Annotated in this window: 28 protein-coding genes; 11 read left to right on the top strand and 17 right to left on the bottom strand. The window is 72.3% G+C overall.

Going from position 1 to position 26,198, the window contains the following annotated elements:
- The first annotated feature begins 58 nt into the window (after positions 1-58).
- The gene (locus JOF41_RS30180) at positions 59-739 is read left to right on the top strand and encodes an SDR family oxidoreductase (RefSeq protein WP_209623420.1); all 681 of its coding nucleotides are present in this window, start codon (positions 59-61) and stop codon (positions 737-739) included.
- A 47-nt stretch (positions 740-786) separates the two neighbouring features.
- Here JOF41_RS30180 and tgmC read toward each other — a convergent pair whose 3' ends face one another.
- The 7 genes from tgmC to JOF41_RS30145 all read right to left on the bottom strand — a co-directional run bounded on the left by tgmC (position 787) and on the right by JOF41_RS30145 (position 7,861).
- Positions 787-1,995 carry an ATP-grasp peptide maturase system methyltransferase gene (gene tgmC / locus JOF41_RS30175; protein WP_209623419.1) on the bottom strand — a complete coding sequence of 403 codons (1,209 nt, stop codon included), beginning with the start codon at positions 1,993-1,995 and terminating at the stop codon, positions 787-789.
- Positions 1,992-2,948, bottom strand: a complete 957-nt coding sequence (tgmB, locus tag JOF41_RS30170) for an ATP-grasp ribosomal peptide maturase (RefSeq protein ID WP_209623418.1) — start codon at positions 2,946-2,948, stop codon at positions 1,992-1,994. Before tgmB ends, tgmC begins: the two co-directional genes overlap by 4 nt.
- Positions 2,948-3,277: a putative ATP-grasp-modified RiPP gene (gene tgmA / locus JOF41_RS30165; protein WP_209623417.1), complete on the bottom strand. Its 330-nt coding sequence runs from the start codon at positions 3,275-3,277 to the stop codon at positions 2,948-2,950. Before tgmA ends, tgmB begins: the two co-directional genes overlap by 1 nt.
- A 221-nt stretch (positions 3,278-3,498) precedes the next feature.
- Positions 3,499-4,806, bottom strand: coding sequence for an amidohydrolase family protein (locus JOF41_RS30160; RefSeq protein ID WP_209623416.1), 1,308 nt, complete (start codon positions 4,804-4,806; stop codon positions 3,499-3,501).
- Positions 4,807-4,833: 27 nt separating this feature from the next.
- Positions 4,834-6,015 (bottom strand): sensor histidine kinase, encoded by a 1,182-nt coding sequence (locus JOF41_RS30155; RefSeq protein WP_209623415.1) that lies wholly within the window; start codon positions 6,013-6,015, stop codon positions 4,834-4,836.
- A gap of 366 nt (positions 6,016-6,381) precedes the next feature.
- Positions 6,382-7,104, bottom strand: coding sequence for a tRNA (guanosine(46)-N7)-methyltransferase TrmB (gene trmB, locus JOF41_RS30150; RefSeq protein WP_189221782.1), 723 nt, complete (start codon positions 7,102-7,104; stop codon positions 6,382-6,384).
- 166 nt (positions 7,105-7,270) lie between these two features.
- Complete coding sequence (locus tag JOF41_RS30145; RefSeq protein ID WP_209623414.1) at positions 7,271-7,861, bottom strand: hypothetical protein; 591 nt, start codon at positions 7,859-7,861, stop codon at positions 7,271-7,273.
- A 228-nt stretch (positions 7,862-8,089) separates the two neighbouring features.
- Here JOF41_RS30145 and JOF41_RS30140 point away from each other — a divergent pair, with 228 nt between their 5' ends.
- Positions 8,090-9,295 carry a S8 family serine peptidase gene (locus tag JOF41_RS30140; RefSeq protein ID WP_307867569.1) on the top strand — a complete coding sequence of 402 codons (1,206 nt, stop codon included), beginning with the start codon at positions 8,090-8,092 and terminating at the stop codon, positions 9,293-9,295.
- Between the two features lie 22 nt (positions 9,296-9,317).
- On the opposite strand, the gene JOF41_RS30135 is transcribed toward JOF41_RS30140, so the two are convergent.
- The 4 genes from JOF41_RS30135 to JOF41_RS30120 all read right to left on the bottom strand — a co-directional run bounded on the left by JOF41_RS30135 (position 9,318) and on the right by JOF41_RS30120 (position 13,079).
- The gene (locus JOF41_RS30135) at positions 9,318-10,220 is read right to left on the bottom strand and encodes an ABC transporter ATP-binding protein (protein ID WP_209623413.1); all 903 of its coding nucleotides are present in this window, start codon (positions 10,218-10,220) and stop codon (positions 9,318-9,320) included.
- Between the two features lie 167 nt (positions 10,221-10,387).
- A complete protein-coding gene (locus tag JOF41_RS30130; RefSeq protein ID WP_209623412.1) occupies positions 10,388-11,149 on the bottom strand; it encodes a hypothetical protein in 762 nt (253 codons plus the stop codon).
- Between the two features lie 5 nt (positions 11,150-11,154).
- The gene (locus JOF41_RS30125) at positions 11,155-12,066 is read right to left on the bottom strand and encodes an ABC transporter ATP-binding protein (RefSeq protein ID WP_189221620.1); all 912 of its coding nucleotides are present in this window, start codon (positions 12,064-12,066) and stop codon (positions 11,155-11,157) included.
- A 218-nt stretch (positions 12,067-12,284) separates the two neighbouring features.
- Positions 12,285-13,079 carry an HAD family hydrolase gene (locus tag JOF41_RS30120; protein WP_209623411.1) on the bottom strand — a complete coding sequence of 265 codons (795 nt, stop codon included), beginning with the start codon at positions 13,077-13,079 and terminating at the stop codon, positions 12,285-12,287.
- A 50-nt stretch (positions 13,080-13,129) separates the two neighbouring features.
- Between JOF41_RS30120 and JOF41_RS30115 the strand changes: the two genes are divergently transcribed.
- Both JOF41_RS30115 and JOF41_RS30110 read left to right on the top strand, forming a co-directional pair.
- A complete protein-coding gene (locus JOF41_RS30115; RefSeq protein ID WP_209623410.1) occupies positions 13,130-13,699 on the top strand; it encodes a TetR/AcrR family transcriptional regulator in 570 nt (189 codons plus the stop codon).
- The gene (locus JOF41_RS30110; protein ID WP_189221623.1) at positions 13,699-14,610 is read left to right on the top strand and encodes an SDR family oxidoreductase; all 912 of its coding nucleotides are present in this window, start codon (positions 13,699-13,701) and stop codon (positions 14,608-14,610) included. The genes JOF41_RS30115 and JOF41_RS30110 overlap by 1 nt, the downstream gene beginning before the upstream one ends.
- Before the next feature lie 73 nt (positions 14,611-14,683).
- On the opposite strand, the gene JOF41_RS30105 is transcribed toward JOF41_RS30110, so the two are convergent.
- The 3 genes from JOF41_RS30105 to JOF41_RS30095 all read right to left on the bottom strand — a co-directional run bounded on the left by JOF41_RS30105 (position 14,684) and on the right by JOF41_RS30095 (position 17,082).
- On the bottom strand, positions 14,684-15,340 hold the full coding sequence (locus tag JOF41_RS30105; protein ID WP_189221784.1) for a response regulator: 657 nt from the start codon (positions 15,338-15,340) through the stop codon (positions 14,684-14,686).
- Between the two features lie 24 nt (positions 15,341-15,364).
- Positions 15,365-16,558 carry a sensor histidine kinase gene (locus tag JOF41_RS30100; RefSeq protein WP_443705753.1) on the bottom strand — a complete coding sequence of 398 codons (1,194 nt, stop codon included), beginning with the start codon at positions 16,556-16,558 and terminating at the stop codon, positions 15,365-15,367.
- A gap of 83 nt (positions 16,559-16,641) precedes the next feature.
- On the bottom strand, positions 16,642-17,082 hold the full coding sequence (locus JOF41_RS30095) for a hypothetical protein (RefSeq protein ID WP_189221624.1): 441 nt from the start codon (positions 17,080-17,082) through the stop codon (positions 16,642-16,644).
- A gap of 95 nt (positions 17,083-17,177) precedes the next feature.
- Here JOF41_RS30095 and JOF41_RS30090 point away from each other — a divergent pair, with 95 nt between their 5' ends.
- From JOF41_RS30090 to JOF41_RS30075, 4 genes are all read left to right on the top strand, one after another.
- Positions 17,178-18,701 (top strand): dynamin family protein, encoded by a 1,524-nt coding sequence (locus JOF41_RS30090; RefSeq protein WP_209623409.1) that lies wholly within the window; start codon positions 17,178-17,180, stop codon positions 18,699-18,701.
- Entirely contained in the window at positions 18,698-19,066 is a 369-nt protein-coding gene (grpE, locus tag JOF41_RS30085) for a nucleotide exchange factor GrpE (RefSeq protein WP_189221626.1), read from the top strand. The genes JOF41_RS30090 and grpE overlap by 4 nt, the downstream gene beginning before the upstream one ends.
- Positions 19,063-20,880: a dynamin family protein gene (locus JOF41_RS30080; protein ID WP_209623408.1), complete on the top strand. Its 1,818-nt coding sequence runs from the start codon at positions 19,063-19,065 to the stop codon at positions 20,878-20,880. Before grpE ends, JOF41_RS30080 begins: the two co-directional genes overlap by 4 nt.
- Before the next feature lie 83 nt (positions 20,881-20,963).
- The gene (locus tag JOF41_RS30075) at positions 20,964-21,656 is read left to right on the top strand and encodes a DUF6802 family protein (RefSeq protein WP_209623407.1); all 693 of its coding nucleotides are present in this window, start codon (positions 20,964-20,966) and stop codon (positions 21,654-21,656) included.
- 110 nt (positions 21,657-21,766) lie between these two features.
- Here the strand turns inward: JOF41_RS30075 and JOF41_RS30070 are convergent, their stop codons facing one another.
- The 3 genes from JOF41_RS30070 to JOF41_RS30060 are packed head-to-tail and all read right to left on the bottom strand — an operon-like array spanning position 21,767 to position 23,020.
- The gene (locus JOF41_RS30070) at positions 21,767-21,949 is read right to left on the bottom strand and encodes a DUF397 domain-containing protein (protein WP_209623406.1); all 183 of its coding nucleotides are present in this window, start codon (positions 21,947-21,949) and stop codon (positions 21,767-21,769) included.
- 10 nt (positions 21,950-21,959) lie between these two features.
- Positions 21,960-22,142 carry a DUF397 domain-containing protein gene (locus tag JOF41_RS30065; protein WP_209623405.1) on the bottom strand — a complete coding sequence of 61 codons (183 nt, stop codon included), beginning with the start codon at positions 22,140-22,142 and terminating at the stop codon, positions 21,960-21,962.
- Positions 22,139-23,020: a helix-turn-helix domain-containing protein gene (locus tag JOF41_RS30060; protein ID WP_244989729.1), complete on the bottom strand. Its 882-nt coding sequence runs from the start codon at positions 23,018-23,020 to the stop codon at positions 22,139-22,141. The genes JOF41_RS30065 and JOF41_RS30060 overlap by 4 nt, the downstream gene beginning before the upstream one ends.
- Positions 23,021-23,107: 87 nt before the next feature.
- Here JOF41_RS30060 and JOF41_RS30055 point away from each other — a divergent pair, with 87 nt between their 5' ends.
- The 3 genes from JOF41_RS30055 to JOF41_RS30045 all read left to right on the top strand — a co-directional run bounded on the left by JOF41_RS30055 (position 23,108) and on the right by JOF41_RS30045 (position 26,075).
- Positions 23,108-23,335: a hypothetical protein gene (locus JOF41_RS30055; RefSeq protein WP_209623404.1), complete on the top strand. Its 228-nt coding sequence runs from the start codon at positions 23,108-23,110 to the stop codon at positions 23,333-23,335.
- A gap of 146 nt (positions 23,336-23,481) precedes the next feature.
- Positions 23,482-23,889 carry a VOC family protein gene (locus JOF41_RS30050; protein WP_189221635.1) on the top strand — a complete coding sequence of 136 codons (408 nt, stop codon included), beginning with the start codon at positions 23,482-23,484 and terminating at the stop codon, positions 23,887-23,889.
- 371 nt (positions 23,890-24,260) lie between these two features.
- Complete coding sequence (locus tag JOF41_RS30045; RefSeq protein WP_209623403.1) at positions 24,261-26,075, top strand: phosphoenolpyruvate carboxykinase (GTP); 1,815 nt, start codon at positions 24,261-24,263, stop codon at positions 26,073-26,075.
- Positions 26,076-26,198: the final 123 nt, after the last annotated feature.

Below are 26,198 nucleotides of genomic sequence, written 5' to 3'. Positions count from 1 at the left end.
GAGGTCCGCAGGTGCCCTGGGGGCGCCTGCGGACCTCGTCCGTCCTAGGGTGCTGGACATGACCAACCGGCCCGTCGCCCTCGTCACCGGCGCGTCCCGCGGCATCGGCGCCGCCGTGGCCCGCGCCCTCGCCCCGACCCACGACCTGCTGCTGGGCGGTCGCGACGAGGCGGCGCTGCGGGAGGTGGCCGCCGAGCTGCCCGGCGCGCGGCCGTGGGCGGTGGAGCTGACCGACAGCGCCGCCGTGGCCGAGGCGGTCGCCGGGCTCGACCGCCTCGACGTGCTGGTGCACAGCGCGGGCATCGCCGACCTCGGCCCGCTGGCCGAGGCGACCGCCGACGTGTGGCGGCGCACCATGGAGGTCAACGTCGTCGCGGTCGCCGAGCTGACCCGGCTGGCCCTGCCGCTGCTGCGGGCCGCGCGCGGCCAGGTGGTGCTGCTCAACTCCGGCGCGGGCCTGCGCGCCAACCCGAACTGGGGCGTCTACGCCGCGAGCAAGTTCGCCCTGCGCGCGTTCGGCGACGCGCTGCGCGCCGAGGAGCCCGAGCTGCGGGTCACCTCCGTCCACCCCGGACGCACCGACACCGACATGCAGCGCGGCGTCCGCGCCCAGGAGAACGGCGACTACCAGGCCGAGCGGTACCTGCGCGCCGAGTCCGTGGCGCGGGCCGTGACCACCGCCGTCCTCGCCACCGACGACGCCCACGTCACCGAGGTCGTCATCCGCCCCCGCGCCTGACCGCGCCTGCAAGTACTACCCGCCCACCCCGACCGGGCCGTTAACTACTACCCGTGGTGGTGGCGCGGGTAGTAGTCGAACGCTCGGCGGTGGGGCTCGGGTAGTACTTGCTGACGCGTCTCGGCCGCCACCCACACGTTGCCGGGCTCGTCCAGCCACACCCGGTGGCGGCCGTCCGGGGTGACCGTCAAGCCGAGGCGGTCCCAGTTCGGCCTGCCGAAGCCCCGCCACGCCCGGTGGGTCTCCTCGACGGCGTCCCAGAGCCGCACCGGCCCGCCCTGCCGCACCTCGCGCTCGCCGTTCCCGTCCGGCTGCGTCCCGACCGCCGACCACGAGCCGTCGGGCGTGCCGAACACGGCCCACTCCGGCCCCCGACCGGTGGCGCCGCGGTACCCGAACGCGACCTCGCCCGGCATCCGCGCCTGCGCGAGGAACCACGGCACGAGCGACGACCACGGCGTCGGCTCCAGGCGGGTCGACGAGCGGCTGCCCGTGCTCAGGTCCTCGACCACCCTGGCGGTCTCCGGTGCGCGGTCGGCGTCGCGCATCGCCATGAACCCGGCCCACCGGGGCAGGAACCGCCCTTCGAGCCGGTCGGCGTGCCGCACCAGCAGCACGAGGTTGCCCGCGTGCGTGCTCGGCTTGACGTCGACGAGCACCAACCCGCCCTCCCGCACCTGCTCGGCCCACGCCCAGGGCACGGCGCGCAGGGAGCAGGTGGCGATGATCCGGTCGAACGGGGCGTGCTCCGGCAACCCCCCGGCCCCGTGCGCCACCGCCAGGGTCGGGGCCAGCCCCAACCCGGCCAGCCGATCGCGGGCCGCGTCGACCAGCGCGGCGCCGATGTCGACGGAGAACACCCGTTCGCCGCCCAGCCGGTGCGACAGCAGCGCGGCGTTGTAGCCGGTCCCCGTGCCGATCTCCAGCACCCGGTGCTCGTCGCGCACGTCGAGCGCTTCGAGCATCCGCACCATGAGACCCGGCTTGGTCGACGACGAGACCGTGACGCGGTCACCGTCCGCGGTGGTGGCGAGGGCGGTGACCAGCGGCTCGTCGCGGTAGACCGCGGTGAGCCACCCGTCGTCCTCCGCGCTGGTCTCCGACCACCGCCCGTCCTGCCGCTGGACGTAGAACCGCGGCACGAACACGTGGCGCGGGATCGCCTCGACAGCGGCCCGCCACTCGGGCGACCGCAGCACCCCCTCGGCCGCCAGTTCATCGGCGAGCCCGCGCGCCAGCCCACGCCACCCGGTCATGCGGCGGCCCCGCTCCTCAACAGGTCGGCGAGCGCCTCGGTGATCGGTGCCCCGATCTCGTCCTCGATCCACCCGTACTGGCCGCCCGCGTTGCACTCGAGGAACACCCACTCGCCATCCGGTCGGATGACGAAGTCGAACGCCCCGTAGGCCAGCCCCAGCGCGCCGCAGTACTCGCGCACACCGGTCGCGACGTCGATCGGCGGATCGAGTCGCTCATACCGCAAGGCGCCGTAGTCACTGCGCCAGTCGAGGCGGCTCTCGGCGGACTGCGCGTGGATCGCCGCCGCGAACAGCCGGTTCCCGACCACGATCACCCGAGCCTCGTACGACTTGGGTATCCAGCGCTGGAACTGGTGCGCGCTGACCTCGACCCCGCGCAAGTCGGCCAGGTCGACCTCGTCGAGCCGGTGGGTGAGAGCGACTTTCCGCCCGCCTCCCTCGCTGATGGCGGGTGCGCCGAACGCTTTCGCGACCGTTTCACCATCCTCGGCGAAACGTCGCACCGCAGCCTGCTCGTTGGTCACCAGCGTGTCGGCGACCGCGAGCCCGCACCGCGCCGCGGTGACCAGTTGCACCGGCTTGTACGAGGCGTCGGCGTTCCGCGAGGGGTGGTTGACCCACGCCACCGGCAGGGACGCGAGCACACCGCCGAGCCCGAGCCTGGTCTCGGTCATGGCCCAGTGCCGTTCAGTCGGCGACAACGCGGTGGGAAAGGTGAACGCGCCGGGGTTGCGGTACCAGATCGACCGCAGCCCCTCCAGCGCGATCACCCTGCCGCCTGCGGACAGCGTTCCGGTCCATCGCCCGTCCCGCAATCGGGCGGCGACACTGGCCCGCTGAGGGAACCAGGCCGTGTCGACCCTGGCGACGGGCACGTCCCGGCCTTCCAACGCCCTGACCACGCGATCGGCGGTGAAGTCCAGTTCGGACGCCAGGACGAGGACGGTCATCAGTCGTTGATCCAGTCCTCGGAGCTGGGCGGGTCCTCGCCGTCCGTGCTCGCCGTGGTGTTCGCGGTCGGGTCGCCCGCACGCGAGCTGCCGATCAGCGGTACGCCCGCTTCGTTGACGGCCTTCTGCTGCGCGGGGTCGTAGCTCCACCGCGGCAGCACACGGCCCGTGCTCACCGGAAGCGCCCGGCGGAGCCCCCACGGCCGAACACCGTCGGGCGAGGGCGTGTCGTCCGGCCTGGGCTCGAAGCTGGACCCGCTGAGGGCGAATCGCGCGCTGACCGGCGCGAGCGGACTGGCACCCGGCAGGCCGATCGCTGCTGCGGTCATGCGCTTCCCTCCGCCGTGTCGACTCCCGTGTCCCGATCAGGTTCGCGCCTGTGCGGGATTACCGCGATCCCCCGAAAGGTGAACACAGCGCGCCGGGAGCCCCGCGCCTGCAAGTACTACCCGCCCACCCCGACCGGGCCGTTAACCACTACCCGTGGTGGTGGCGCGGGTAGTAGTTGAACGCTCGGCGGTGGGGCTCGGGTAGTACTTGCAGGCGCGGGTCAGGCGCGCAGGCGCTGGGAGACGGCGCGGACGCCCGCCTGGGCCTCGTGGCGGTCGACGCGGGTCGGCTCGCCCGCCGCGACCACCTGCTCGCCCGCCACCCACACGTCGCTGACCCGGCGGGTGCCCGACGCCCACACCAGGTTCGCCAGCACCTGCTCGTCCGGCGCGTCCAGCCCGGTGGCGAACGCCGGGTCGTCCACGTCCACGTGCACCACGTCGCCCCAGCGGCCCGCCTCCAGCGCGCCCAGGTCGTCGCGGCCCAGCGCCGCCGCGCCGCCCCTGGTGGCCAGCAGCAGGGCGTCGGCGGCGCGCATCGCGGTGGCGTCCAGCGAGGTGACGCGGGCCAGCAGGGCGGCCAGCCTGGCCTCCTCGAACAGGTCCAGGTCGTCGTTGCTGGCGGGCCCGTCGGTGCCGAGGCCGACCGGCACGCCCGCGTCCAGGTAGCCGCGCAGCGGCGCGATGCCCGAGGCGAGCTTGGTGTTGGAGCCGGGGCAGTGCGCCACGCCCACCCGGTGCCTGGCGTAGATGGCGACGTCCTCCGGCGACAGGTGCACCGAGTGCGCGGACAGCACCCGCCCGCCCAGCACGCCCGCCTGCTCCAGCAGTCGCGGCACCGAGCCGTGGGACTCGCGCTGGGCCACGTCCTCCTCCGGCGACTCGGCCACGTGGATCTGCACCAGCGCGCCGCGGTCGCGGGCCTCGCCCGCCACCGCGCCCAGCGCCTCCGGGGAGAGGATGTAGGCCGAGTGCGGGCCGTAGCTCAGCTCGATCCGCTCGTGCGGGCCGAACCGCAGGCCGTCGGCGTCTATCCACCGGGTGATCTCGTCGGTCATCGGCCGCCACGCCATGCCCGGCAGGTCCATGATCGCCGCGCCGAACAGCACCCGCGACCCGGCCTTGAGCACCGCGTCGACCAGCTGCTCGCCGTGGAAGTACATCTCGGCGCTGGTGGTGACGCCGTTGCGGAGCATCTCCACCGCGCCCAGCAGCATCCCCGCGCCGACGTCCTCGGCGGTCATCCGCGCCTCGGCGGGCCACATGGCCTCGCGCAGCCAGCGCAGCAGCGGCAGGTCGCCGCCGAGACCGCGCAGCACCACCATCGGGCTGTGCGCGTGGGCGTTGACCAGGCCGGGCAGCAGGATGCCGGTCAGTCGGCGGACCTCGCCCGCGAACGGCGGCGCGTCGGCCTCCGCGCCGACGAAGGCGATGCGGCCGTCATCGTCCACGTCCACCACGGCGTCGCGCAGGACGGTGCAGGACGGATCGCAGGGCAGGACCACGGGGGCGTGCAGGCGCAGCGACATGACCATGATCCTGCCGCACCCGGCGCGCTACCCGCGCGCCTCGGTCAGCGGCAGCTCCGCGCGCACCCGCCAGCCGCCGGACTCGCGCGGCCCCGCGTCGAACCGCCCGCCGAGCAGCTCCACCCGCTCGCGCATGCCGACCAGGCCGAACCCGCCCGAGCCGCCGACGGGCGCGCTGCGCGGACCGCGGCCGTCGTCGGTCACCAGCACGTGCACGGTGCCTTCGCGGGTGGACACCTCGACCTCCACCCGTGACACGCCTTCGGCGTGCTTGCGCGTGTTCGTCAGCGACTCCTGCACCAGCCGCAGCACCGAGCGGGCCAGCGACGGCGGCACCTCGTCGGGCAGCTCCACGGTGACCCGCGCGGGCTGACCGGACTGCTCCACCACCTTCCGCACGTCCTCGGCCAGGTCGCTGGTGGCGGCCGGGGCGCCCGCGCCGTCGCCGCGCAGCGTGCCGACCAGCCTGCGCATCGCGGTCAGCGCCTCGTTGCCGCTGTGCACGATCACCGGCAGCACCTCCTGGGCCGCGCCGGGGACCGCCTGCGCGGCCTGGGCGTGCACCACGATGCCGGTGACGTAGTGCGCCACCACGTCGTGCAGCTCGCGGGCCAGCGCGATGCGCTCGGCGTGCTGCGCGGCGGCGATCTCGGCCTGCACGGCGGTGGACCGCTCGCGGTCGCGGGAGCGGAAGTACAGGCCGGTGCCGACGGAGAGCACCAGCAGCACCGCCGCGCCGATGGCCATCCCCCACGGGTCGGGCCCCTCGTACTCGACCTCGTAGCGGCCCGAGATCGCCCGCCAGTAGTCGGGGCGGATCGGCCAGGTCAGCGCCGTGGTGGCGATCAGCAGCAGCACGCAGGCCACGGCGCGCTTGGCGGGGGCCTGCCGCACGGTGATCGCCACGATCGCCATCGCCGCCGCGGTCTCGGACAACGTCAGGCCGCTGACCAGCGGCACCACGGGCGCTTGGCCCGTCACGCGCAGCAGCACCGAGCTCATCAGCACGGTGGCCGCGGCGGCGAGGGCGGCGTCGAGGGGTCTGCGCGGCGCAACCACGGCCAGCCCGCACAGCACGAACGAGCCGGGCAGCTGCCACCAGCTCGCGTCGTCCGAGAACACCTCGCCTGCCAGGAAGAAGGCCAGTGCGCAGGCCAGTGGCCACTGCCTGCGGGTCAACGCGCGCCAGCCCAGGTCGGTGCTCACCACGACTGGTCACCGTAGAACCTCAGGGCTGACTCCGCGTCCCACCCCGGTCGGGTGACCCGTCAACCGGAAGGCTGACCCGAAAGCGTGACGAAATACCCCGCTGGCCGATGCCGGACGACGTTCCGGGGGCGATTCTGGAACAGGGAAGTCGGGGAACGGAGGAAAGCCATGATCGGGGTGGTCGCGACCTGGGTGGGTGCCGTGCTGGGCCTGCTGGTGCTGGTGCTGATGGCGCTGGCGGGCGTGCTGGTCGATTCCCAGCGCTGAGGATCAGCGCCGGGAACTCGCCGCAGGGGGCACTTGCGCGATCTTGTCCGCGCGGGTGCTCGGGGGTTTTGAGGGGGTGCGGGGGAAAAGCGTCGCGGGTCAGTCGCCCCCGCCCGCAGGGGTGACGCGCTCGAAGATGAGGTCGTGGCTGACCCGGTCCTCCTCGACCGCGCGCCGCTCGAACTTGGTGACCGGCCGCCACTCGGGCCGGGGCGCCCAGCCGTCGTGCCGGTTGCGCAGCAGCGGCTCGTCCGAGCAGACCTCCAGCATCTGCTCGGCGTAGGGCTCCCAGTCCGTGGCCAGGTGCAGGGTGCCGCCGGGCCGCAGGCGGGAGGCGAGCAGGGCCACGAACGGCGGCTGGACCAGCCTGCGCTTGTGGTGCTTCTTCTTGGGCCACGGGTCGGGGAAGAAGATCCGCACGCCGTCCAGCGACTCGGGGGCGACGTGCTCGGCGAGCAGGTCCACCGCGTCGCCGCGCAGCACCCGGAGATTCGTCACGCCCAGCGCCTCGGCGCGCATCAGCAGCTGGCCGAGACCGGGCTTGTAGACCTCGACGGCGACGTAGTTCAGCTCCGGCGCGGCGGCGACCAGCTGCGCGGTGGTCTCCCCCATGCCGGAGCCGATCTCCAGCATGACCGGGGCTTCGCGGCCGAACCACCCGGTGAAGTCCAGCGGACCTGGCGGGAGCGCCTTGACCTCGCGGCCCAGGCGCTCCCAGTGCTTGTCCCACGCTCGCTGCTGACCGACCGTCATCCGCTCGCCGCGCTGGACGTAGCTGACCACTGATCGGTGGTGCGGTGGGGTCTGCCTGCTGGACGTCATCACGGGCGAACAGCCTAAGCCCCCGGCAGGCGCGCCAATCACCACGCGAGGCCGCGTCGGCCTGTCGGGGTGCCTTCCACGGCGATCACGCTCTTCGATCGCCGTGGAACGCGTCGCGACGGGCCGACTTCCAGGCGGCCGAGCCGCCCCGGCGGAGCCGGGGCGATCAAGCGATGTTCTCCAGGTCCTCGATCTGCTCGCGCAGCTCGGCGGGGGTGAACTCGATCGGCTGGCGCAGGCCCGGTCCGCGGTGCGCGGGCAGCAGGTCCACCCAGCCGGGGTGGCGGTCGGTGAACTGCACGGTGGTCGGCTCGGCCGGGCCGTAGACGCCGCTCTCGGAGGGCACGAACTCCCAGTAGCCGACCTCGCCCTCGGCCGCCCACGGCACGTAGACCCAACCCGGCCTGCTCAGCAGCAGTTCGGAGACCTCGTCCTCGACCGCGAAGCCCGCGGCGCGGGACGGGAGCTTGCCGCGGTCCAGGGCTCTGAGCCACCACGGCGCCGGGGCGTTCGCGTCCACCGCGCGCACGGCCCGGTACATCGCCAGCACCTGCTGCTCGTCGGCTCGGTGGATCCACGCTCGCCGCGATTCCGCGGGTGCTGCCGCGATGCCGATACCACCCGCGGTCTCGATCGCGTGGGACCACTCCAGCGCCAGCAGTGGCTCTACTCGCACGCCGTGGTCGCGTTGCCGCGGGACCTTCTTCGACCGTGCCGCCGTGCGTCCGGCGTTCAGGTCGGGATCAAGCACCGTCACGGGTTCACCTCCGGGGGTTCCTTGACGGGGTTCCCGAATTCGTGTGCGGTGACACTGCCGCCTCACGATTCGTTACCTTCCATATGACCGATTTCGGGCGCCCTTGTCATGGTCCAGTGGGGGAGTTCACGGGGTCTTAACTCCGCTCTTACTCCATGTGCGTGACGCTGGGACCTCGAAACATGAACGACACGGAATATTTGTGACGTCGGACACAAGGGGTGATGGGTGGCCAGAGCGCTGCTCGTGGCGGTCCTGCTGGCCGTGCTGGTGCCCGGCGCGGCGAGGGCGCAGACGATCGAGGAGCAGCAGTGGCACCTCGGCGAGCTCGGCGTGCACCGGGCGCACGCGCTGAGCCGGGGGGACGGCGTGCTGGTCGCCGTGGTCGACTCCGGGGTGGACGACACGCGGCCGGACCTGGCGGGGCAGCTGCTGCCCGGCACCGGGTTCGGCAGCGCCGCGGGCACCGACGGCACCGAGGACACCGACGGGCACGGCACCGCGATGGCCACGCTGATCGCGGGCCGGGCGGTGGACGGCGGCGCGCTGGGCGTCGCGCCGGGCGCGAAGGTGCTGCCCGTGTCGGTGGGCGCGGACGGGGAGAACTTCACCCTGGATGCGGTCTCGCAGGGCATCCGGTGGGCGGTGGACCGGGGCGCGAAGGTGATCAACCTGTCGCTGACCTCGGTGGCGACGCTGACCCCGGACCTGCTGCGCGCGGTCAACTACGCCTTCGACCACGACGTGGTGGTGGTCGCGGGCACCGGCAACGCGGGCGAGGAGCACGTCGGCGCCCCGGCCAACATCCGCGGCGTGATCGCGGTGTCCGGCACCGTGCCCGGTGGTGGGGTGTGGCCGGATTCCAACACCGGCCCGGAGACCGTGCTCGCCGCGCCCGCGCGGGAGATCGTGACCGCGGTGCCGCTGTCGGTGTCGGACACCGGCTACGCCGCGGTCGACGGCACCAGCGCCGCCACCGCCCTGGTGTCCGGCGCGGCCGCGCTGGTGCGGGCGGCGCACCCGGAGCTGGACGCGGGCAACGTGGTGAACCGGCTGATCATGAGCGCGAAGGACCTGCTGGACCCGGGACGCGACCGGGCCACCGGCTACGGCCTGGTCGACCCGGTGGGCGCGCTGACCGGCGACGTGGCGAGGGTGGAGCGCAACCCGCTGGCACCGCCGCCGCGCACGTCCACCTCCGCCCCGCCCGCTCCGGCCGTCGCGCCCCCGCCGCCGGTGGCCGCCGCACCCGCACTGCCCGACGCGGGCACCCGCGCCGCCGTGGCGCTGGTCGGCCTGCTGCTGGTGGTGCTGGGCGTCCTCGCGGTCTGCGTCCTGCTGGCCCGCGCCTCCCGCCGCCAGCGCCCGGCCCCGCCGCCGGTGACCACCCTGCCCCCGCCCTCCGACGACTTCTGGCGGCCCACCGCGCCCTGACCCCGCCGCGCCCTGACCCGCCTCAGTCGTGGGCCTGGTACTCCACGGACTCCTTGGTCAGCTGCATGAACGCCTCCTCCAGCGAGCCCCGCTGGGGGTTCAGCTCGTGCAGCACGATCCCGTTGGCCGCGGCCAGCTCGCCGATGCGCGCGGCCTCCACCCCGCGCACCACCAGCGCGCCGTCGGCGGGGCTGTCCTCCACCCGCGCCCCGCCCAGCAGCGCGCGCAGCTGGTCGAGCTGCGGCGACCGGACGCGCACGGTGTCCTCGGTGGCGTCCCGGATGAACCGCTCGGTGCTGGTCTGCGCGATCAGCTTGCCCCGGCCGATCACGATCAGCTCCTGCGCGGTCTGCGCCATCTCCGACAGCAGGTGGCTGGACACGAACACGGTGCGGCCCTGCTCGGCCAGGCGGTGCATGAACTGCCTGATCCACAGGATGCCCTCGGGGTCCAGCCCGTTGACCGGCTCGTCGAACAGCAGCACCTCCGGGTCGCCCAGCAGCGCGCCCGCGATGCCCAGCCGCTGGGACATGCCCAGCGAGAAGCCCCCGGCCCGCTTGTGGGCGACCTGGCTCAGCCCGACCATCTCCAGCACCTCGTCCACCCGCCGCGCCGGAATCCGGTTGGACTTGGCCAGCCACCGCAGGTGCGCCCGCGCGGAGCGGTTGGGGTGCACCCACTTGGCGTCCAGCAGCGCGCCGACGGTGCGCAGCGGCTGGTCCAGCTCCGCGTAGCGCTTGCCGTTGACCAGGACCTGCCCCGCCGTGGGGCGGTCCAGGCCGAGGACCATGCGCATGGTGGTGGACTTGCCCGCGCCGTTGGGCCCGAGGAACCCGGTGACCCGACCGGGTCTCACGGTGAACGACAGGTCGTCCACGGCCACGGTCCGGCCGTAGTGCTTGGTGAGCCCGGTCGCCTCGATCACGGTTTTCTCCCGTCCGATCGCCTGGTCCGAACTTGTCCCCCGGTCCGAACTTAACGAGGAAGAGCGCGGGCCACTCCCCGAAAGGTGACCCGCGCTCCTCCTGTCCCCCAGCCCCGGCCGCCGGACCCCGTTTCCGGCGTGGCCGGGCCCACCCCCGGTCCAACCCCTTACGCGTCCCGCCGCTTCACCACCACGAGCGAGATCACGAACATCGCCACCGCGATCGCGACGAAGTACCCGAACGACCCCCACGGGCTCAGCGCGCCCACCGTGGGCGGGCCCGCGTCGGCGGGCATCCCGCCCTGGTCCGGGTCGCCCATGATGAACTTGCTGGCCACGGTGAACGGCATCCACTTCTGGATGTCGTCGCCGATGTTCGGGATGAGCCCGACGACGCTCTCCAGCACCAGCGCGAACACCAGGATGATCGACACCGCGCCCGCGGTCTGCCGCACCAGCGCGCCCACGCCCAGCGCCAGCAGCGCCCCGGCCCCGTACACCAGGCCGACGCCCGCGACGTGCCGCCAGTCGTTGGCCGACTCCAGCGCCAGCTGCGAGGTGTCGCCCGCCAGCAGCCAGCTCAGCCCCCACGAGCCGAACCCGGCGGCCAGGCCGACCAGCACGGCCAGCGCGGTCACCACGGCCGCCTTGGCGACCATCGGCGAGATCCGGTCCGGCACCGCCTGGAAGGTGGCCTTGATGGTGCCGAAGCGGTACTCGGTGGTGACCGCCAGCGCGGCCATCACCATCACCACGTACAGCCCGAAGGTGTGGGCGAACACCGCGCCCAGCACGGGCATCGGGCCCTCGTTCCAGTTGCCCGCGATGATCGCGGTGATGCCCACGGTCAGGCCGAGGGCCAGCAGCATGCACCACCACGGCGAGCGGGTGGAGAACAGCTTGATCCGTTCAACGGCGAGCAGAGTCATCCCGTTCACTTCCCCGTCTCGGCGTGGTACTCCACGGAGTCGCCGGTGAGCTGCATGAAGGCCTCTTCCAGCGAGCCGCGCTGCGGGCTGAGCTCGTGCAGCACCAGGCCGCCGCCCGCGGCCACCTCGCCGACCTGGTCGCTGGTCGCGCCGGAGACGATCAGCACGCCCTCGCCGTCCTCGCGCACGGTGAAGCCCTTGTCGACCAGCATCGCGCCCAGCTTGTCCGCGTGCGGGCTGCGCACCCGCACGGTGTTCTCCGTCGACCGCTCGACGAACTCGGTGGTGGTGCTCTGCGAGATCAGCTTCCCCCGGCCGATCACCACCAGGTCCTGCGCGGTCAGGGCCATCTCCGACAGCAGGTGGCTGGACACCAGCACGGTGCGCCCCTCGGCGGCCAGGCCCTGCATGAACCGCCTGATCCACAGGATGCCCTCGGGGTCCAGCCCGTTGACCGGCTCGTCGAACAGCAGCACCTTCGGGTCGCCCAGCAGCGCGCCCGCGATGCCCAGCCGCTGGGACATGCCCAGGGAGAACCCGCCCGCGCGGCGCTTGGCGACCTTGGTCAGGCCGACCACGTCGAGGACCTCGTCCACCCTGCGCTGCGGGATGCCGTTGGACTTGGCCAGCCACTGCAGGTGCGCCCGTGCGGAGCGGTTGGGGTGCACCCACTTGGCGTCCAGCAGCGCGCCGACGGTGCGCAGCGGCCGGTCCAGCTTGGCGTAGGGCTTGCCGTCGATGAGCACCTTGCCCGCGCTCGGCCGGTCAAGGCCGAGGATCATCCGCATGGTGGTGGACTTGCCCGCGCCGTTGGGCCCGAGGAACCCGGTCACCCGACCCGGTTCCACGGTGAACGACAGGTCGTCCACGGCTACGGTGTTCCCGTAGCGCTTGGTGAGGCCGATCGCCTCGATCATGGTCTCTCCCCTGGCTTGCGATCCCCCGATCTCGGAGAGAACTCTGCCCGGCTCAGGGGGTTGGGCACATCGGTCCGTAGTTGACTCGTCTGTGCTACTTCAGTCTTATCGTCCCCGCTACCACGGTTGCAGCAATCCGTGATCACCCTGAGTCGTCCCCTGGTGATTCCCCCCCCGGTTTCTCAGGGAAGCCCACCCGACGCCCGCGCGGTCGGCGGTCAGGCGCCGAACCAGTGGTCCAGCGCGGTGGCCGCGCCGTCCTCCAGGATGGTGCCGGTGACGGCGTCGGCCGCCTGCTGGACCGTCGCGGGGGCCTGGCCCATGGCCACGCCGTGCGCGGCCCACCGCAGCATCTCCACGTCGTTGTGCCCGTCGCCGATGGCCGCGGTGTCGTCCGCCGCGATCCCCAGCCGCTGCCGCAGCTCCTCCAGCGCCGAGCCCTTGGACACGCCCTGAGGGGCCACGGTCAGCCACGGCTCGGTGTGGTCCAGCGTCCACGTCACGCCGGGCAGCTCCACGTCGGCCATGCGCAGCGCCAGCTCCTCGGGCGTGCGGCCGATCCAGCGGGCGACCAGCCGCGACGTGGGCCGGGCGCGGAACTCGGCGAGGTCGACCTCGCGCACCTCGCCCCACAGGTCGCCGTCGGGGAAGCGGCCCAACGACAGGTTGCCGAAGCCGGTGACCTCGGCCGCGAACACCGCTCCCGGCAGCAGGTCGCGCAGGGTCAGCACGGGCGGTCCGGGGTCGAAGCCGAGCTGCCGCACCACGGCCCGCTCGGCGGTGTCCCACCACACCGCGCCGTTGGAGCACAGCGCCGTGGTGCCGTCCAGGCCGAGGTCCTCGACGATCGGGCGGGTGCCGATGAGGCTGCGGCCGGTGGACAGCACGACGTGCGCGCCGTGCTCGACCGCGCGCCCGATGGCCGCCCGCACGGCCGGGGCCACGTCCTCGCGCCCGACCGGGGTGATGGTGCCGTCGATGTCCAGTGCGACGAGGCGCGGTCTCCAGCTCACCGGGGACAGTCTACTGGCGCACCATTACTGAACCGTGGTTCAATAACGCGGTGGCACGACCGAGGACCATCACCGACGAGCGCCTGCTCGCCGCCGCCGGCGAGGTGATCGGACGCCGGGGTCCGAGCTTCACCCTGGCCGAGGTGGCCGCCGAGGCGGGCGTGTCGGTGGGCACCGTGGCGGGCCGGTTCGGCTCGAAGAACGGCCTGCTCCAGGTGATGACCAGGCAGATGACCGAGCGGGTCGGCGAGCGGATGCGCGAGGCCGCGCGGGGGCTCGAGCCGCTGGCGGGCCTGCGCGCCGGGCTGGTGTCGTGGGTCGACGGGATGACCGACCCGCGGCGCGCGGGCAACCACCTGGCGCAGCTGGGGGTCGACCTGATCGACCCGGAGCTGCGGGCGCTGCTGGGCGAGCTGCACGCGGCGACCGAACGCGCGGTGGCGGACCTGGTGCGCGCGGTGGACCTGCCGCGCGGGCCGTCGCCGGAGCGCGCGGCGCGGGTGCTCACGGGTCTGGTCCACGGGGTGTCGATGGACTGGTCGGTCCGGCCGCGCGGAGCGCTGGTGGACCGGCTGCTGGAGGACGTGGACGCGGTTCTGGACGTGTGGAAGGGGAGTTGATGGGCCCGTTGCAGGGCAAGGTCGCCGCCGTCACCGGGGCGACGAGGGGGGCCGGGCGCGCGATCGCGGTGGAGCTGGGGGCCGCGGGCGCGACGGTGTTCGTCGGGGGCAGGTCCACCAGGGAGGGGTTGTCGCCGATCGGGCGGCCGGAGACCATCGAGGAGACCGCGGAGCTGGTGACCGCGGCCGGTGGCCGCGGCATCCCGGTGAAGTGCGATTTCACCGCGGTGGCGGAGGTGGACGCGTTCCGGGCGCGCATCGAGTCCGAAGTGGACGGACGGCTGGACGTCCTGGTGGACGACGTGTGGGGCGGTGAGCTGGAGGTCGAGTTCAAGCCGTTCTGGGAGGCAGACCTGGACGGCCAGCTGCGGATGTGGCGCAACAGCGTGCAGGCGCACCTGGTCGCCCTGCACCGGTTGCTGCCGCTGGTGATCCGCGAGCCGGGCGGGCTGGTGGTCGAGGTGACCGACGGGGAGGACGACGAGTACCACTCGGGGATGCTGGCCTACGACTCGGTCAAGCTCGCCATCCGCAGGTTCGGCCGGGTGCTGGCCAAGGACGTGGAGCGGTTCGGCACCACCACGGTCGCGGTCACGCCGGGGTTCCTGCGCTCGGAGCAGATGCTGGAGCACTTCGGCGTCACCGAGGAGAACTGGCGCGACGCGATCGCCCGTGACCCGAACTACGCGATGTCGGAGACGCCGCACTACCTCGGCCGCGCGATCGCGGCGCTGGCGGCGGACCCGGACCGGCACCGGTTCACCGGCCGGTCGCTGGCGTCGTGGACGCTGATGCGCGAGTACGGCTTCACCGACCTCGACGGCTCGCGGCCGGACTGGGGCCGCTGGTACGAGGAGGTCGTCAAGCCGGGCGTCGACCCGGCCACCGCCGACGCGGCCCAGTACCGCTGACGTGCGTCTGCAAGTACTACCCGACCCCGGTCGGGTAGTACTTGCAGACGCCCTCAGACGCGGTCAGACGCGGTCAGACGTCGCCGGGGCGGACCAGGCCGGTCTCGTAGGCCAGCACCACGGCCTGCACCCGGTCGCGCAGCTCCAGCTTCGCCAGGATGCGGCCCACGTGCGTCTTCACCGTCGCCTCGGACAGGAACAGCTTGCGCGCGATCTCGGTGTTGGACAGCCCCTTGGCGATCAGCACCAGCACCTCGCGCTCGCGCTCGGTCAGCACGTCCAGCACCGAGGCGTCGCGCAGCTCGCCGCCGCCGTCGCCGAGGAACCGGCTCAGCAGCCGCTTGGTCACCGACGGCGAGACCACCGCGTCGCCGCTGGCCACCGCCCGCAGCGCGGAGACCAGGTCGCCCGGCGGGGTGTCCTTGAGCAGGAACCCGCTGGCCCCGTTGCGCAGCGCGGACAGCGCGTACTCGTCCATGTCGAACGTGGTCATCACCAGCACCTTGCCGGTGCCCGCCTCGGTGATGCGCTTGGTGGCCTCGACGCCGTCGAGCACCGGCATCCGCACGTCCATCAGCACCACGTCGGGGCGCAGCCGCTCGGCCATGTGCACCGCGTCGAGGCCGTCACCGGCCTCGCCGACGACGCTGATGTCCTCCTGGGCGTCGAGCACCATGCGGAAACCCATCCGCATGAGCTCCTGGTCGTCGACGAGCAGCACCTGGATCACGGCGGCCACCCTATGACCCCTTCCCTAGGAAGGCAGCAGCGGCAGCACCGCGCGCACCCGCCACCCGCCACCGGGGTTGGGGCCCGCGTCCAGCTTCCCGCCGAGCACGCCCGCCCGCTCCCGCATCCCGATCAGGCCGTTGCCGCCGGAGATCTCCACCAGGTCGTGCGGCGTGCCGAAGCCGTCGTCGACGACCTCGACGTCCACCCGATCCGGTCCCCTGGCCACCCGCACCACGGCGGACGCGCCGGAGCCCGCGTGCTTGAGCGTGTTGGTCAGCGCCTCCTGCACGATCCGGTACAGCCCCAGCCCAAGGCCGGCGGGCAGGTCGTCCAGCCCGTCGGAGACCTCCAGCCGCACCGGCAATCCGGCCGCGCGCAGGTTCTCGGCCAGCTCGCCGAGGTCCCCCGCGCCGGGCTGGGGCGACCACTGGGTGCCGGAGCGGTCCTCGCTGCGCAGCACGCCCAGCAGCCTGCGCAGCTCGGTCAGCGCCTGGCGGCCGGTGTCGGAGATGGTCCGCATCGCCGCCTCGGCCAGCTGCGGGTTGGACTTGATCGCGTAACTCGCGCCGTCGGCCTGCACCACCATCACGCTCACCGCGTGCGCGACCACGTCGTGCAGCTCGCGGGCGATGCGGGAGCGCTCCTCGCCGACCGCGAGCCGGGCCTGCTGGTCGCGCTCGGTCTCCAGCAGCTTCAGCCGCTGCTCCAGCTCGGAGTGGTAGGCCCGGCGGGCGCCGACGAACTCGCCGAGCGCCCAGCTGAAGCCGAAGATCAGCGCGATGGGGAAGACCAGCAGCACGGCTTCGGCGTGGAGCTGCGGCCCGACCCGCCACGCCACCCACAACAGCGTGCCCAGCGCCAGCCAGATCGCGTAGAGCAGCCCCTGTCTTCGGCCGACGAACGCGACCACCGTGTAGAGCGCCACGGCCAGCGCGAAGTCGGCCATGCGGATCGGCACGCCGGTGGTGAAGTCGCCGTGGGTGAGCAGCTGCAGGACCGCGCCCGCGAGGATGGTGTAGCTGCCGGCCAGCGGGTACTTGCGGCGCACGACGACCGGCGCGATCAGCAGCGCGCCGACCAGGAACAGCGCCGAGGGGCGGACCCGCTCGGTGGTGTAGCTGGTCATCACGCCGATGTCGAAGAGGAGCAGCGCCCCGGCGATCAGGGAGTCCCCGAACACCGGGTGCGCACGCATCCACAGACTCAGCCGCCGCACCGGACCAGGTTAGGTTCGGGCGGCGGCCCCGCGCGTCGAGCCACGGGCTGACCCCCCCTAATCCTCCAGGAGGATGAGGGCGTTCAGCTGATCGTCTTGATCGACAACGGGTCGACCTTGGTCTCCGGCCGGTGGTCGTCCAGGCGCTGCCGCTCCTCGAACTGCCGGTGCTCCTCGGCCATCTCGTCGGCGAGCTGCTGCTGGATCTGCCGGTCGCGGATGCGGCCCAGGATCATCATGGTCACCGCGTGCACCAGCGCCAGCAGCAGCAGGGTCACGCCGAGCTTGACCACCACGTCCTTGACCGGGTCGCCGGTGTTCACCGAGATGATCGACACCAGCGCCAACAGGCCCAGCACGACCAGGTGGAACAGCACGGTGGCCAGGCGCGTCATCGACGCCGCCGCCTCCGGGTCGCCGTACGCCCGGTTCATGTAGCCCTTGCCGCTGTGGTAGATCAGCTGGCCGTCGATCAGCACCAGCACGACACCGAGCAACAAGAACACCGCATAGCTCTGGTCCATCAGTCCGGCTCCCTCCACGCGCTCACCGTGCGGCGGGTACCCGTCACTCACCGTTTCCCAAACCGCACGTCCCCGGCACGTGGCAGGATTCGACCGTGACAGCGCAGGCCCAGCAGCTCGCCGGTCCGCTCTCGGCGGCGGTGGCCTCGCTGTGCGCGAACCTGCAACCCCAGGTCTCCCCGGCCACCGCGGCCGGGTTCCGCGAGGTGCTGCGCAGGCTGTCCGCGCCGCTGCAGGTGGCCGTGGCGGGCCGGATCAAGTCGGGCAAGTCCACTTTGGTCAACGCGCTGATCGGCCGCCGCGTCGCGCCCACGGACGTGGGCGAGTGCACCCGGCTGGTCACCCGGTTCCAGTACGGCACGGTGGACCGGGTCGAGGTGGTGTTCACCGACGGCCGCAAGCAGGTGCTGCCGTTCGACCCGGCGGGCATGATCCCGGCCGACCTTGGCGTGGACATCGCCCGCGTCTCGCACGTCGAGGCTTACCTGACCAACGCGGTGCTGCGCGACCTGACGGTGATCGACACGCCGGGCCTGGGCTCGCTGGACGCGGCGTCGGTGGCCCGCACCGAGGCGCTGCTGGCCGGTGAGCAGGCGCTGGACCCGGTGTCGCGCAACGCGGTCGCGGGTGCGGAGGCCGTGCTGTACGTGGTGACGCAGGGCGTGCGGTCGGACGACCAGCAGGCGCTGGCCGCGTTCACCGCCGCCACCGCCAGCCGCGAAGCCGGGCCGGTCAACGCCATCGCGGTGCTGAACAAGGCCGACACCATCGCCGCGGAGACCGTGGACGGCGCGGACGGCGACACCTGGAAGGCGGCGGTGCTGCTGGCCCAGCGGCAGGCGCGCACCCTCAAGCCCAGGGTGGCCGACGTGCTGCCGGTGATCGGGCTGGTCGCCGAGTCCGCCGAGACCGGCGGCTTCACCTCCGCCGACGCCGACGCGCTGCGCAAGCTGGCGCTGCTGGACGAGGCCACCCGCGACACCATGCTCATGTCGGCGGACCTGTTCGCGGCCTGGGAGTGCGACGTGCCCGCCGGGGTGCGCGCCCGGCTGCTGGAGAAGCTGGACCTGTACGGCATCCGGTGCGCGCTGGAGGCGCTGGACGCGGAGCCGTCGATCACGGCGGGCGCGCTGCGCCGCAAGCTGCTCGACGCCTCGGGCCTGGAAGGCGTGCGCGGCAAGCTCAACGCGGTGTTCCGCTCCCGCGCCGACGGCATCAAGGCCGCCGCCGCGCTGGCGTCGGTGACCGCGCTGGCCGCCGCCTCCGGCGACGCGGCCGAGCGGCAGCGCGTGCACAACGCCATCGAGGTGCTGCTGGCCAAGCCCGAGGCGCACCAGCTGCGGCTGCTGGAGGCGCTGACCCTGGTCGCGTCGGGCGCCGTGGCGATGCCCCCGGACCTGGCCGAGGAGGTGCTGCGGTTCGGCAGCTCCCCGGACCCGGCCGAGCAGCTGGGCCTGCGCGGCAGGCCAACCCAGGAGCTGGTGGCCCACGCGCTGGAGCGGGCGGGGTGGTGGCGCTCCTTCGCGTCGTTCGGCGCCACGCCCGCGCAGAGCCGGGTGGCCCACGTGGTGCACCGGGCGTACTTCCTCATCTGGCAACAACTTCGGGGGCGGCGATGACGCGGGGTGGAACGGAACCGGGCCCGGTGGCGTCGGACACCGGTGTGGAGACCATCGCGGGCGAGCTGCTGGACCAGGCGCTGGCCGAGCGGCGGGCCCTGGTGCAGCTGTGCCTCTACGCGCTGGACCGGGCCCGCAGCTCGGGTGTGGTGGAGCGGCTGGAGGAGGGCCTGGCGGGCATCGGCGTGACCGCGCTGCGCCCGGACGGCGAGCGCTTCGACCCGTCCCGGCACGAGGCGGGCGGCACCGTGCCCACCGAGGACCCGTCGCTGGACGGCGTGGTCGCGGAGACCGAGGTGGTCGGCTTCGCCGACCGGGGCCGGACGCTGCGTGCCCCCGTCGTCACGGTTTACACGGCCAGATGACCCCGCTGCCCCAGGCCGTCCGCCAGACCAGGGAGAAGCTGACCGCGCTGGTCCGCTCGCTGGACCCGGCGGCGGCGTCGTTCGTGGAGACCCGGCGCGGCGGCACGGCGTCGGTGGTGGTGGTCGGGGAGACCAACCGGGGCAAGAGCTCGCTGGTCAACGCGCTGCTGGCGACGCCGGGCCTGTCGCCGGTGGACGCCGAGGTGGCCACCGCCGTGTACCTGGTGTTCCGGCACGGCGAGGACTGGCGGTGCCGCGCCCACTACGCCGGATCGGTGCAGCCGGTGCCGTTCGACCGGGCTGAGCTGGTCAACTGGGTGTCCGCGGCGCACGAGCTGCCCGAGGGCGCGCTGCCGCCCCGCTACGTCGAGGTCGACGCGCCGATCCCGCTGCTGGAACGGCTGTCCGTTGTGGACACACCGGGCGTGGGCGGGCTGGAGGCCGCGCACGGCGAGCTGGCGGCCGAAGCGGCGGCGTCGGCGACCGCGCTGCTGTTCGTGGTCGACGCGTCGGCCCCGTTCACCCGAGGCGAGCTGGACTTCCTGCGCAGCGTCGGCGAGCGCGTGGAGACCGTGGTGTTCGCGCTGGCCAAGGTCGACCAGTACCGGGGGTGGCGGCAGGTGCTGGACGCCGACCGGGCGCTGCTGGCCGAGCACGCGCCCCGGTTCGCGGACGCGGTGTTCCACCCGGTGTCGGCGCGCATGTTCGAGATGGCCGCCAAGGCCCCGAACCCGGACGCGGCGGCGATGCTGCGCGAGCGGTCCGGTGTCGGCGAGCTGCAGACGGCGTTGCAGGAGCTGGTGGTCGGCCGGGCGGCGATGCTGGGCGAGGCGAACTCGCTGCGCGCCCTGGCCACCGTGCTGGACGAGCTGACCGCGCGGCAGGAGGCGGACCAGCGGGCGCTGTCGGCGGGCGAGGAGGAAGCCGAAGCGCTGCGCCACCGCCGCGACGAGCTGAACTCGCAGCGGCGCTCGTCCACCCGCAGTTGGCAGGTGCGGCTGCGCGGCGAGGTGCAGCGGGCGCGCGTGGAGGGCGCGCACGAGGTGGCCCGGCAGATGCGCGACTTGCAGACGTGGTTCCGCTCGGCGATCGACGCGGCCACCCGCGAGACGCTGCCCGGCCTGCCGCAGCAGGTCGACGCGGCGCTGCAGGCGGTGTCCGGGCGGATCAGCGCGGGGCTGGCCGCGCGCTTGGCGAAGGTCGCCGACGCGGCGCTGGCGGACCTGTTCTCCCCCGATGAGCTGGCGGTCATCCGGGGCCAGTTCGCGCGCGGCGCGACACCCCCGGTCCTGCTGCGCCCGCCGGAGCGGCGCGCGCCCACCGCCGAGGACAAGCTGCTGGTGTTCATGGGCGTCTCGGGTGGTCTGGGCGCGGGCAGGCTGGCCGCGCTGCCGCTGGCCGGGCTCGGCGTGGCCGCGCTGAACCCGATCGTCCTGCCGGTCACCGTCGTGCTCGGCCTCGGCGCGGGCTGGTGGATGGCCCGCACCCGCAAGCACGCCGCCGACAAGCAGCACTACAAGCAGTGGCTGTCGGACGCCATCGCCGACGCCCGCTCGACGGTGGACCAGCTCGTGGCCGAACAGCTCATCGAAGCCGAGCAGCAGCTGTCGCTGGCGCTGGACGACGCGCTGGGCAGGCGGGTGGACGCCATCGAGGCGGAGCTGCGCGAGGTGGACAAGGCGCTGCGGATGGGCGCGGGCGAACGCGCCCGCGCGCTGCAGGCGGTGACCAAGCGGATCACCGAGCTGCGCGCGGGCCGCGCGAAGGTGGACGAGCTGCTGACCAGGATCAGGGCGCTGCGCGACCGCGTCTGACGTCGGCGCGTGGTGCTGACAAGGGGAACCGCCGCGGCATACGGTGAGTCTTACCGGTACGCGAGCGGCAGGAGGGTGGCCCGGTGTACATCGACGAGACAGGCGAAGCGGGCGGCGAGCTGAAGGTCACCGTCGAGGACGAGGAGTACACCGCGGAGGCGAGCTACGACCTCGACGGCGACGGCGTGGAGGACAGCGCCGTGGTGGAGACCGACGACGGCGGCCACCTGGCGTTCTCCGACACCGACGGCGACGGCGACGCGGACCTGATGAGCACCTTCGACGCCAAGGGCGACCTGGTCGGCCAGGCCCGGTTCGACGAGGGCTCGGGCGAGTGGGTCGAGGTCGGGCCGTCCGACGACCGGGGCGAGCAGACCAACACCAGCGACGAGCAGGCCGTCGTGGTCAAGACCGAGGACGGTTCCCAGCAGGTCGGCCCGGCGACCGAGGACAGCGACGGCGACGGCCGCGCGGACACCGCCGTGGTGCAGGACGACGAGGGCGACACCTGGCTGTTCACCGACGCCGACGGCGACGGCGTGGCCGACCTGGCCACCGAGATCACCCGGCAGGGCGAGGTCACGGTCACCGAGCACACCGGCGACGGCGAGTGGACCACGGTCGAGCACGGCCAGATCGACTCGGAGGGCAAGTACGTCCCGGACACCAAGACCGGCCTGGACAGCGACGAGGTCTGGTCCGAGGACCGCGTCACCACGGTCTCCGGCGTAGTCCGCATCGACTCCGTAACCGGCCAGTGGATCAGCCCCAACTAACCCCCCTCCCCCCGCGAGTCGAACCCCCAGAACCCCCGAATTCAACGTTCAGGACCCCCGAACTCAACGTTCGCGCACCCCCGAACGCTCGGTTCGGGGGTGCGCGGTCCCTACTTGGCGAGCCCTCCGACGAACTTCGCCCACGCCTCGGCCCTGAAGGTGAAGCTGGGACCGGCGGGATTCTTGGAGTCCCGGACTCCCACGCCCGTGTCAGTGATGCGCACTTCAACGCACCCGTTGCTGCCGCCGGTGCTGTAGCTGCTCTTGAACCAACCGGTGTCGCGCTCAGCCATCATCGACTCCTCACTTGGTGAGCCCTTCGATAAACCCCGTCCACGCCTTGGGCTTGAGGGTGAGGTGGGGGCCGGTGGGGTTCTTGGAGTCCCGGACTCCCACGCCTGCGTCGGTGATGCGCACTTCGACGCAGGCGTTGCTGCCGCCGGAGCTGTAGCTGCTCTTGAACCAACCGGTGTCACGGATCGTCATGCGTCCTCCTGCACCTTGGCGATCAGCAGCGCTCGGGTGTCGGATCGACTCAAGGCCAGCTCACGCACCCGGTTGAAGGTCCGCCGCATCGGTTCGATGTCCTCGGGCTGATCGTAGTACGTGGAAGGACCGTGCAGAACGGGCGCGAAGGTGACCGGAGTGCTCTGAACGAAGTCCAGCACGACCATGCCGCCGCCGAGGGCTGGGTTGTTCACCACAGAGTCGGGGACGATCTGGATGCTCAGGCTCGGGTGGCGTTCCAGCAGTTGGAGCAGGTGCAGGACTTGGCCCCGCATGATCGACTCGTCGCCGATGGTGTGCCGCAAGCTGTCTTCGGTGAAAATCACCCAAATGTGCTTCGGAGTGCTGGCTTCCAGCACGCGGCGTTGGTGTTCGAGCCGGAATTGAACGCGCTCGCTGGTCTCCTCCTCGGAGTCCTCCCAGTAGACGGAATTCGCGACTGCCATGATCGCGCGCACGTAGTCCGGTGACTGCACCAAGCCGGGGATCACACCGCACTCGTACCAGTGGATCTCGCGAGCGGCCGTCTGCAACTCGGCCATGCGCTGGAAGGGTTCCGGCAGGTTGTCGATGTAGCCGCGGCGTGGTTGGCGTCGTCGGGCCGCCGCACCCAGCGCGAGGACCGTCTCCCGCTCCGGCCCTCGCACGCCGTAGAAGTCGAGCAGCTTGGACAGCTCCTCGGCACCGAGCCCGCCCTTGCCGTTCTCGACCTGGCTGAGTCTGCCGCCGGTGCGTCCGATGGCGTCGGCCGCCTCACCTTGCGACCTGTTCGCCTGATTGCGGAGGCGCGTGAGCGCGAGGCCGAGTTGAAGGCGTTCGACGGTCGGCCGCGCTTGGCCCATGGCACTCCACTCCATCGAGCTACTTCTCACATGCGCTCTGAAGTCTAAACTTTGAGAAGTTACGGTCAGTGTTCAGTCATATACAACCAGGTGGAGGTCGCCATGCCGCAGTTGACCAGGAGGGCCGAGAAGCGGGAGTGGTTGATCCGCTGCACCGACCTCGGCGACCGCCCCGGCGTCTGCGCGATCAGCGTCAGCGACGGCACCGTGGAGATCACGGGCCCGGACGGTGACCTGGCCTTCGCCCTGGAACACGACCACATCCTGGAGTTCCGCGCCGCCTTCGACGCGGCCATCGCCCGCGCCGGGGCCGACCTGCACGACCGCTAGAGCGCCTTCACCGGCTGCCTCAGGACCGTCTTGAGCCTGGCCGGCGGGGTGCGGCGGGCGTCGCGGGGGCCACGTCCCGCTGAGGTTCCCGACCGGCGGCATGATCGAGGACGTCGGCTGTCCTGTATGCCGGACACCCTGGCCGCATGATTTCTCTTTCCGCCTACCTGGGCTACCGCGATGCCGAAGCCGCTCTGGACTGGCTGGGCCGGGTCTTCGGGTTCGAGGTGACCATGTCGTTCCCCGACGAGCGGGGTGGTGTCGCGCACGCCGAACTGCGCCTCGGGGACGCCGCCGTGATCGTCTTCTCCGACCACGACGGCTACGAGCGCCCCCCGCGTCGCGGCGAGACCTCCGGGCTCGGGCTCTACCTCGTCGTCGACGACCGGGCCGCTGTCGACGCGATCCACGCGAGGGCGGTCACCGAGGGAGCCGAGGTGATCTGGAAGCCGGAGGCCACCGAGTGGGGCAACTACCGGGTCCGCGTCCTGGACCCGGAGGGCTTCGAGTGGACCTGCGGCACGCACCGCCCCGGCGAGCCGCAGGGCGGCTGAGCGGGCCGAGCGAGCGGGGCGGAATCAGGCATTTCGCCCCGCAGTTCTCCGCGAGCTCTCCGTGGGACCGCTCCCACAATCACCCGGAGATGTGTTCGGGAACGCAGGTTCACCCCCTTGAATTACCCGTCTTAAAACCCGTGTCACACCCAGGTACGGGCGAATCGGGTGCTGAATCGATTCCAGAATCGTTTATGTGAGAGAACCGACAGGATGTCGAGGTGTTGCCCCTCATTAATCGGGATAACCTCCCTCCATCCCTTCACGGCACGCCCTCCACCGGGCGGGCGGAGCCATTCCCGGACGCCGTCGTCCACCCCGGACACCGGCGTCCGCCGTGGACTTGGCGCTCAGCTAGGAGACGAGACGAGATGACGGCAGTGACCATTCCCGGTCTCGACCAGGCCCCCACCGACCACCAGGACCTGCTGTCCTGGGTGCACGAGGTCGCCGAGCTGACCTGCCCGGACCAGGTGGTGTGGGCCGACGGCTCGGCGGACGAATGGGACCGGCTGACTCGCAAACTCGTCGACGCGGGCACCTTCGTGCCACTGCGCAAGAAACCGAACTCGTTCTGGGCCGCGTCCGACCCGACCGATGTCGCGCGGGTCGAGGAACGCACCTTCATCTGTTCGGTGGACCCGCAGGACGCGGGGCCGACGAACAACTGGATGGATCCAGCCGAGATGAAAGCGACCATGACGGACCTCTACCGGGGTTCGATGCGCGGTCGCACGATGTACGTGATCCCGTTCTGCATGGGTCCGCTGGACGCGGAGAAGCCGATGCTGGGCGTGGAGATCACCGACTCCGAGTACGTGGTCGTCTCCATGCACATCATGACCCGCATGGGCACGAAGGCGCTGGCGCGCTTCGGCCACGACGCCCCGTACGTCAAGGCGCTGCACTCGCTGGGCGCGCCGCTGGAGCCGGGCCAGGACGACGTGGCGTGGCCGTGCAACGAGACCAAGTACATCACCCAGTTCCCCGAGGAGCGGATGATCTGGTCGTACGGCTCGGGCTACGGCGGCAACGCGCTGCTGGGCAAGAAGTGCTACTCGCTGCGCATCGCCTCGGTGATGGCGCGCGACGAGGGCTGGCTCGCCGAGCACATGCTGATCCTGAAGCTGACCTCGCCGGAGCGGAAGGTCCACTACATCGCCGCGGCGTTCCCGTCGGCGTGCGGCAAGACCAACCTGGCGATGCTGGAGCCGACGATCCCCGGCTGGAAGGTCGAGACGCTGGGCGACGACATCGCCTGGATGCGCTTCGGCGAGGACGGCAGGCTCTACGCGGTGAACCCGGAGAACGGCTTCTTCGGCGTCGCGCCGGGCACGGACTACCACACCAACCCCAACGCGATGCGCACCATCGAGAAGGGGAACTCGCTGTTCACCAACGTCGCGCTGACCGACGACGGCGACGTGTGGTGGGAGGGCATGACCGAGCAGCCGCCCGCGCACCTGACCTCGTGGAAGAAGCGCGACTGGACGCCGGAGGCGGGCGAGCCCTCGTCGCACCCGAACTCGCGCTACTGCACGCCGATCGCGCAGTGCGACATCAAGGCCCCGGAGTGGGACGACCCCAAGGGCGTGCCGATCTCGGCGATCTTCTTCGGCGGTCGCCGCGCCACGACGGTCCCGCTGGTCACGGAGTCGCGCGACTGGCAGCACGGCGTGTTCATGGGCGCCACGCTGTCCAGCGAGACCACCGCGGCGGCGGTCGGCCAGGTGGGCGTGGTGCGCCGCGACCCGATGGCGATGCTGCCGTTCATCGGCTACCACGCGGGTGACTACTTCCAGCACTGGATCGACACCGGCAAGGGCGCGGACGCGGACAAGCTGCCCAAGATCTTCTACGTCAACTGGTTCCGCCGCGGCGAGGACAAGCGCTTCCTGTGGCCGGGGTTCGGCGAGAACTCGCGCGTGCTGAAGTGGGCCGTCGAGCGCATCGAGGGCAGGGCCGCCGCGCGGGAGACCCCGATCGGGTACGTGCCGACCGCCGACGAGCTGGACCTGGCGGGGCTGGACGCGCCGCGCGAGGACGTCGAGGCGGCCCTGGCGTTCGACGCCGACGAGTGGCGGGCCGAGATCCCGATGATCGAGGAGTGGTTCGCCAAGATCGGCCGGAAGCTGCCGACTTCGCTGCGTGACGAGCTGGAGGCGCTGAAGCTGCGCCTGGGCTGATCCCGATCGCCCCCTGAGCGAGGCCCGGTGGACAACGGCGTCCACCGGGCCTCTTTCGTCCATCCCCTTGTGGAAAACTTTCCGCCGCTGGTCAGAGGGGATACCCGCGAAGTTGTCCACAGC

This window comes from Saccharothrix coeruleofusca (genome assembly GCF_017876325.1).
In the GTDB taxonomy this organism is placed as follows: domain Bacteria; phylum Actinomycetota; class Actinomycetes; order Mycobacteriales; family Pseudonocardiaceae; genus Actinosynnema; species Actinosynnema coeruleofuscum.
This window is presented reverse-complemented; position numbering and strand designations above follow the sequence as displayed.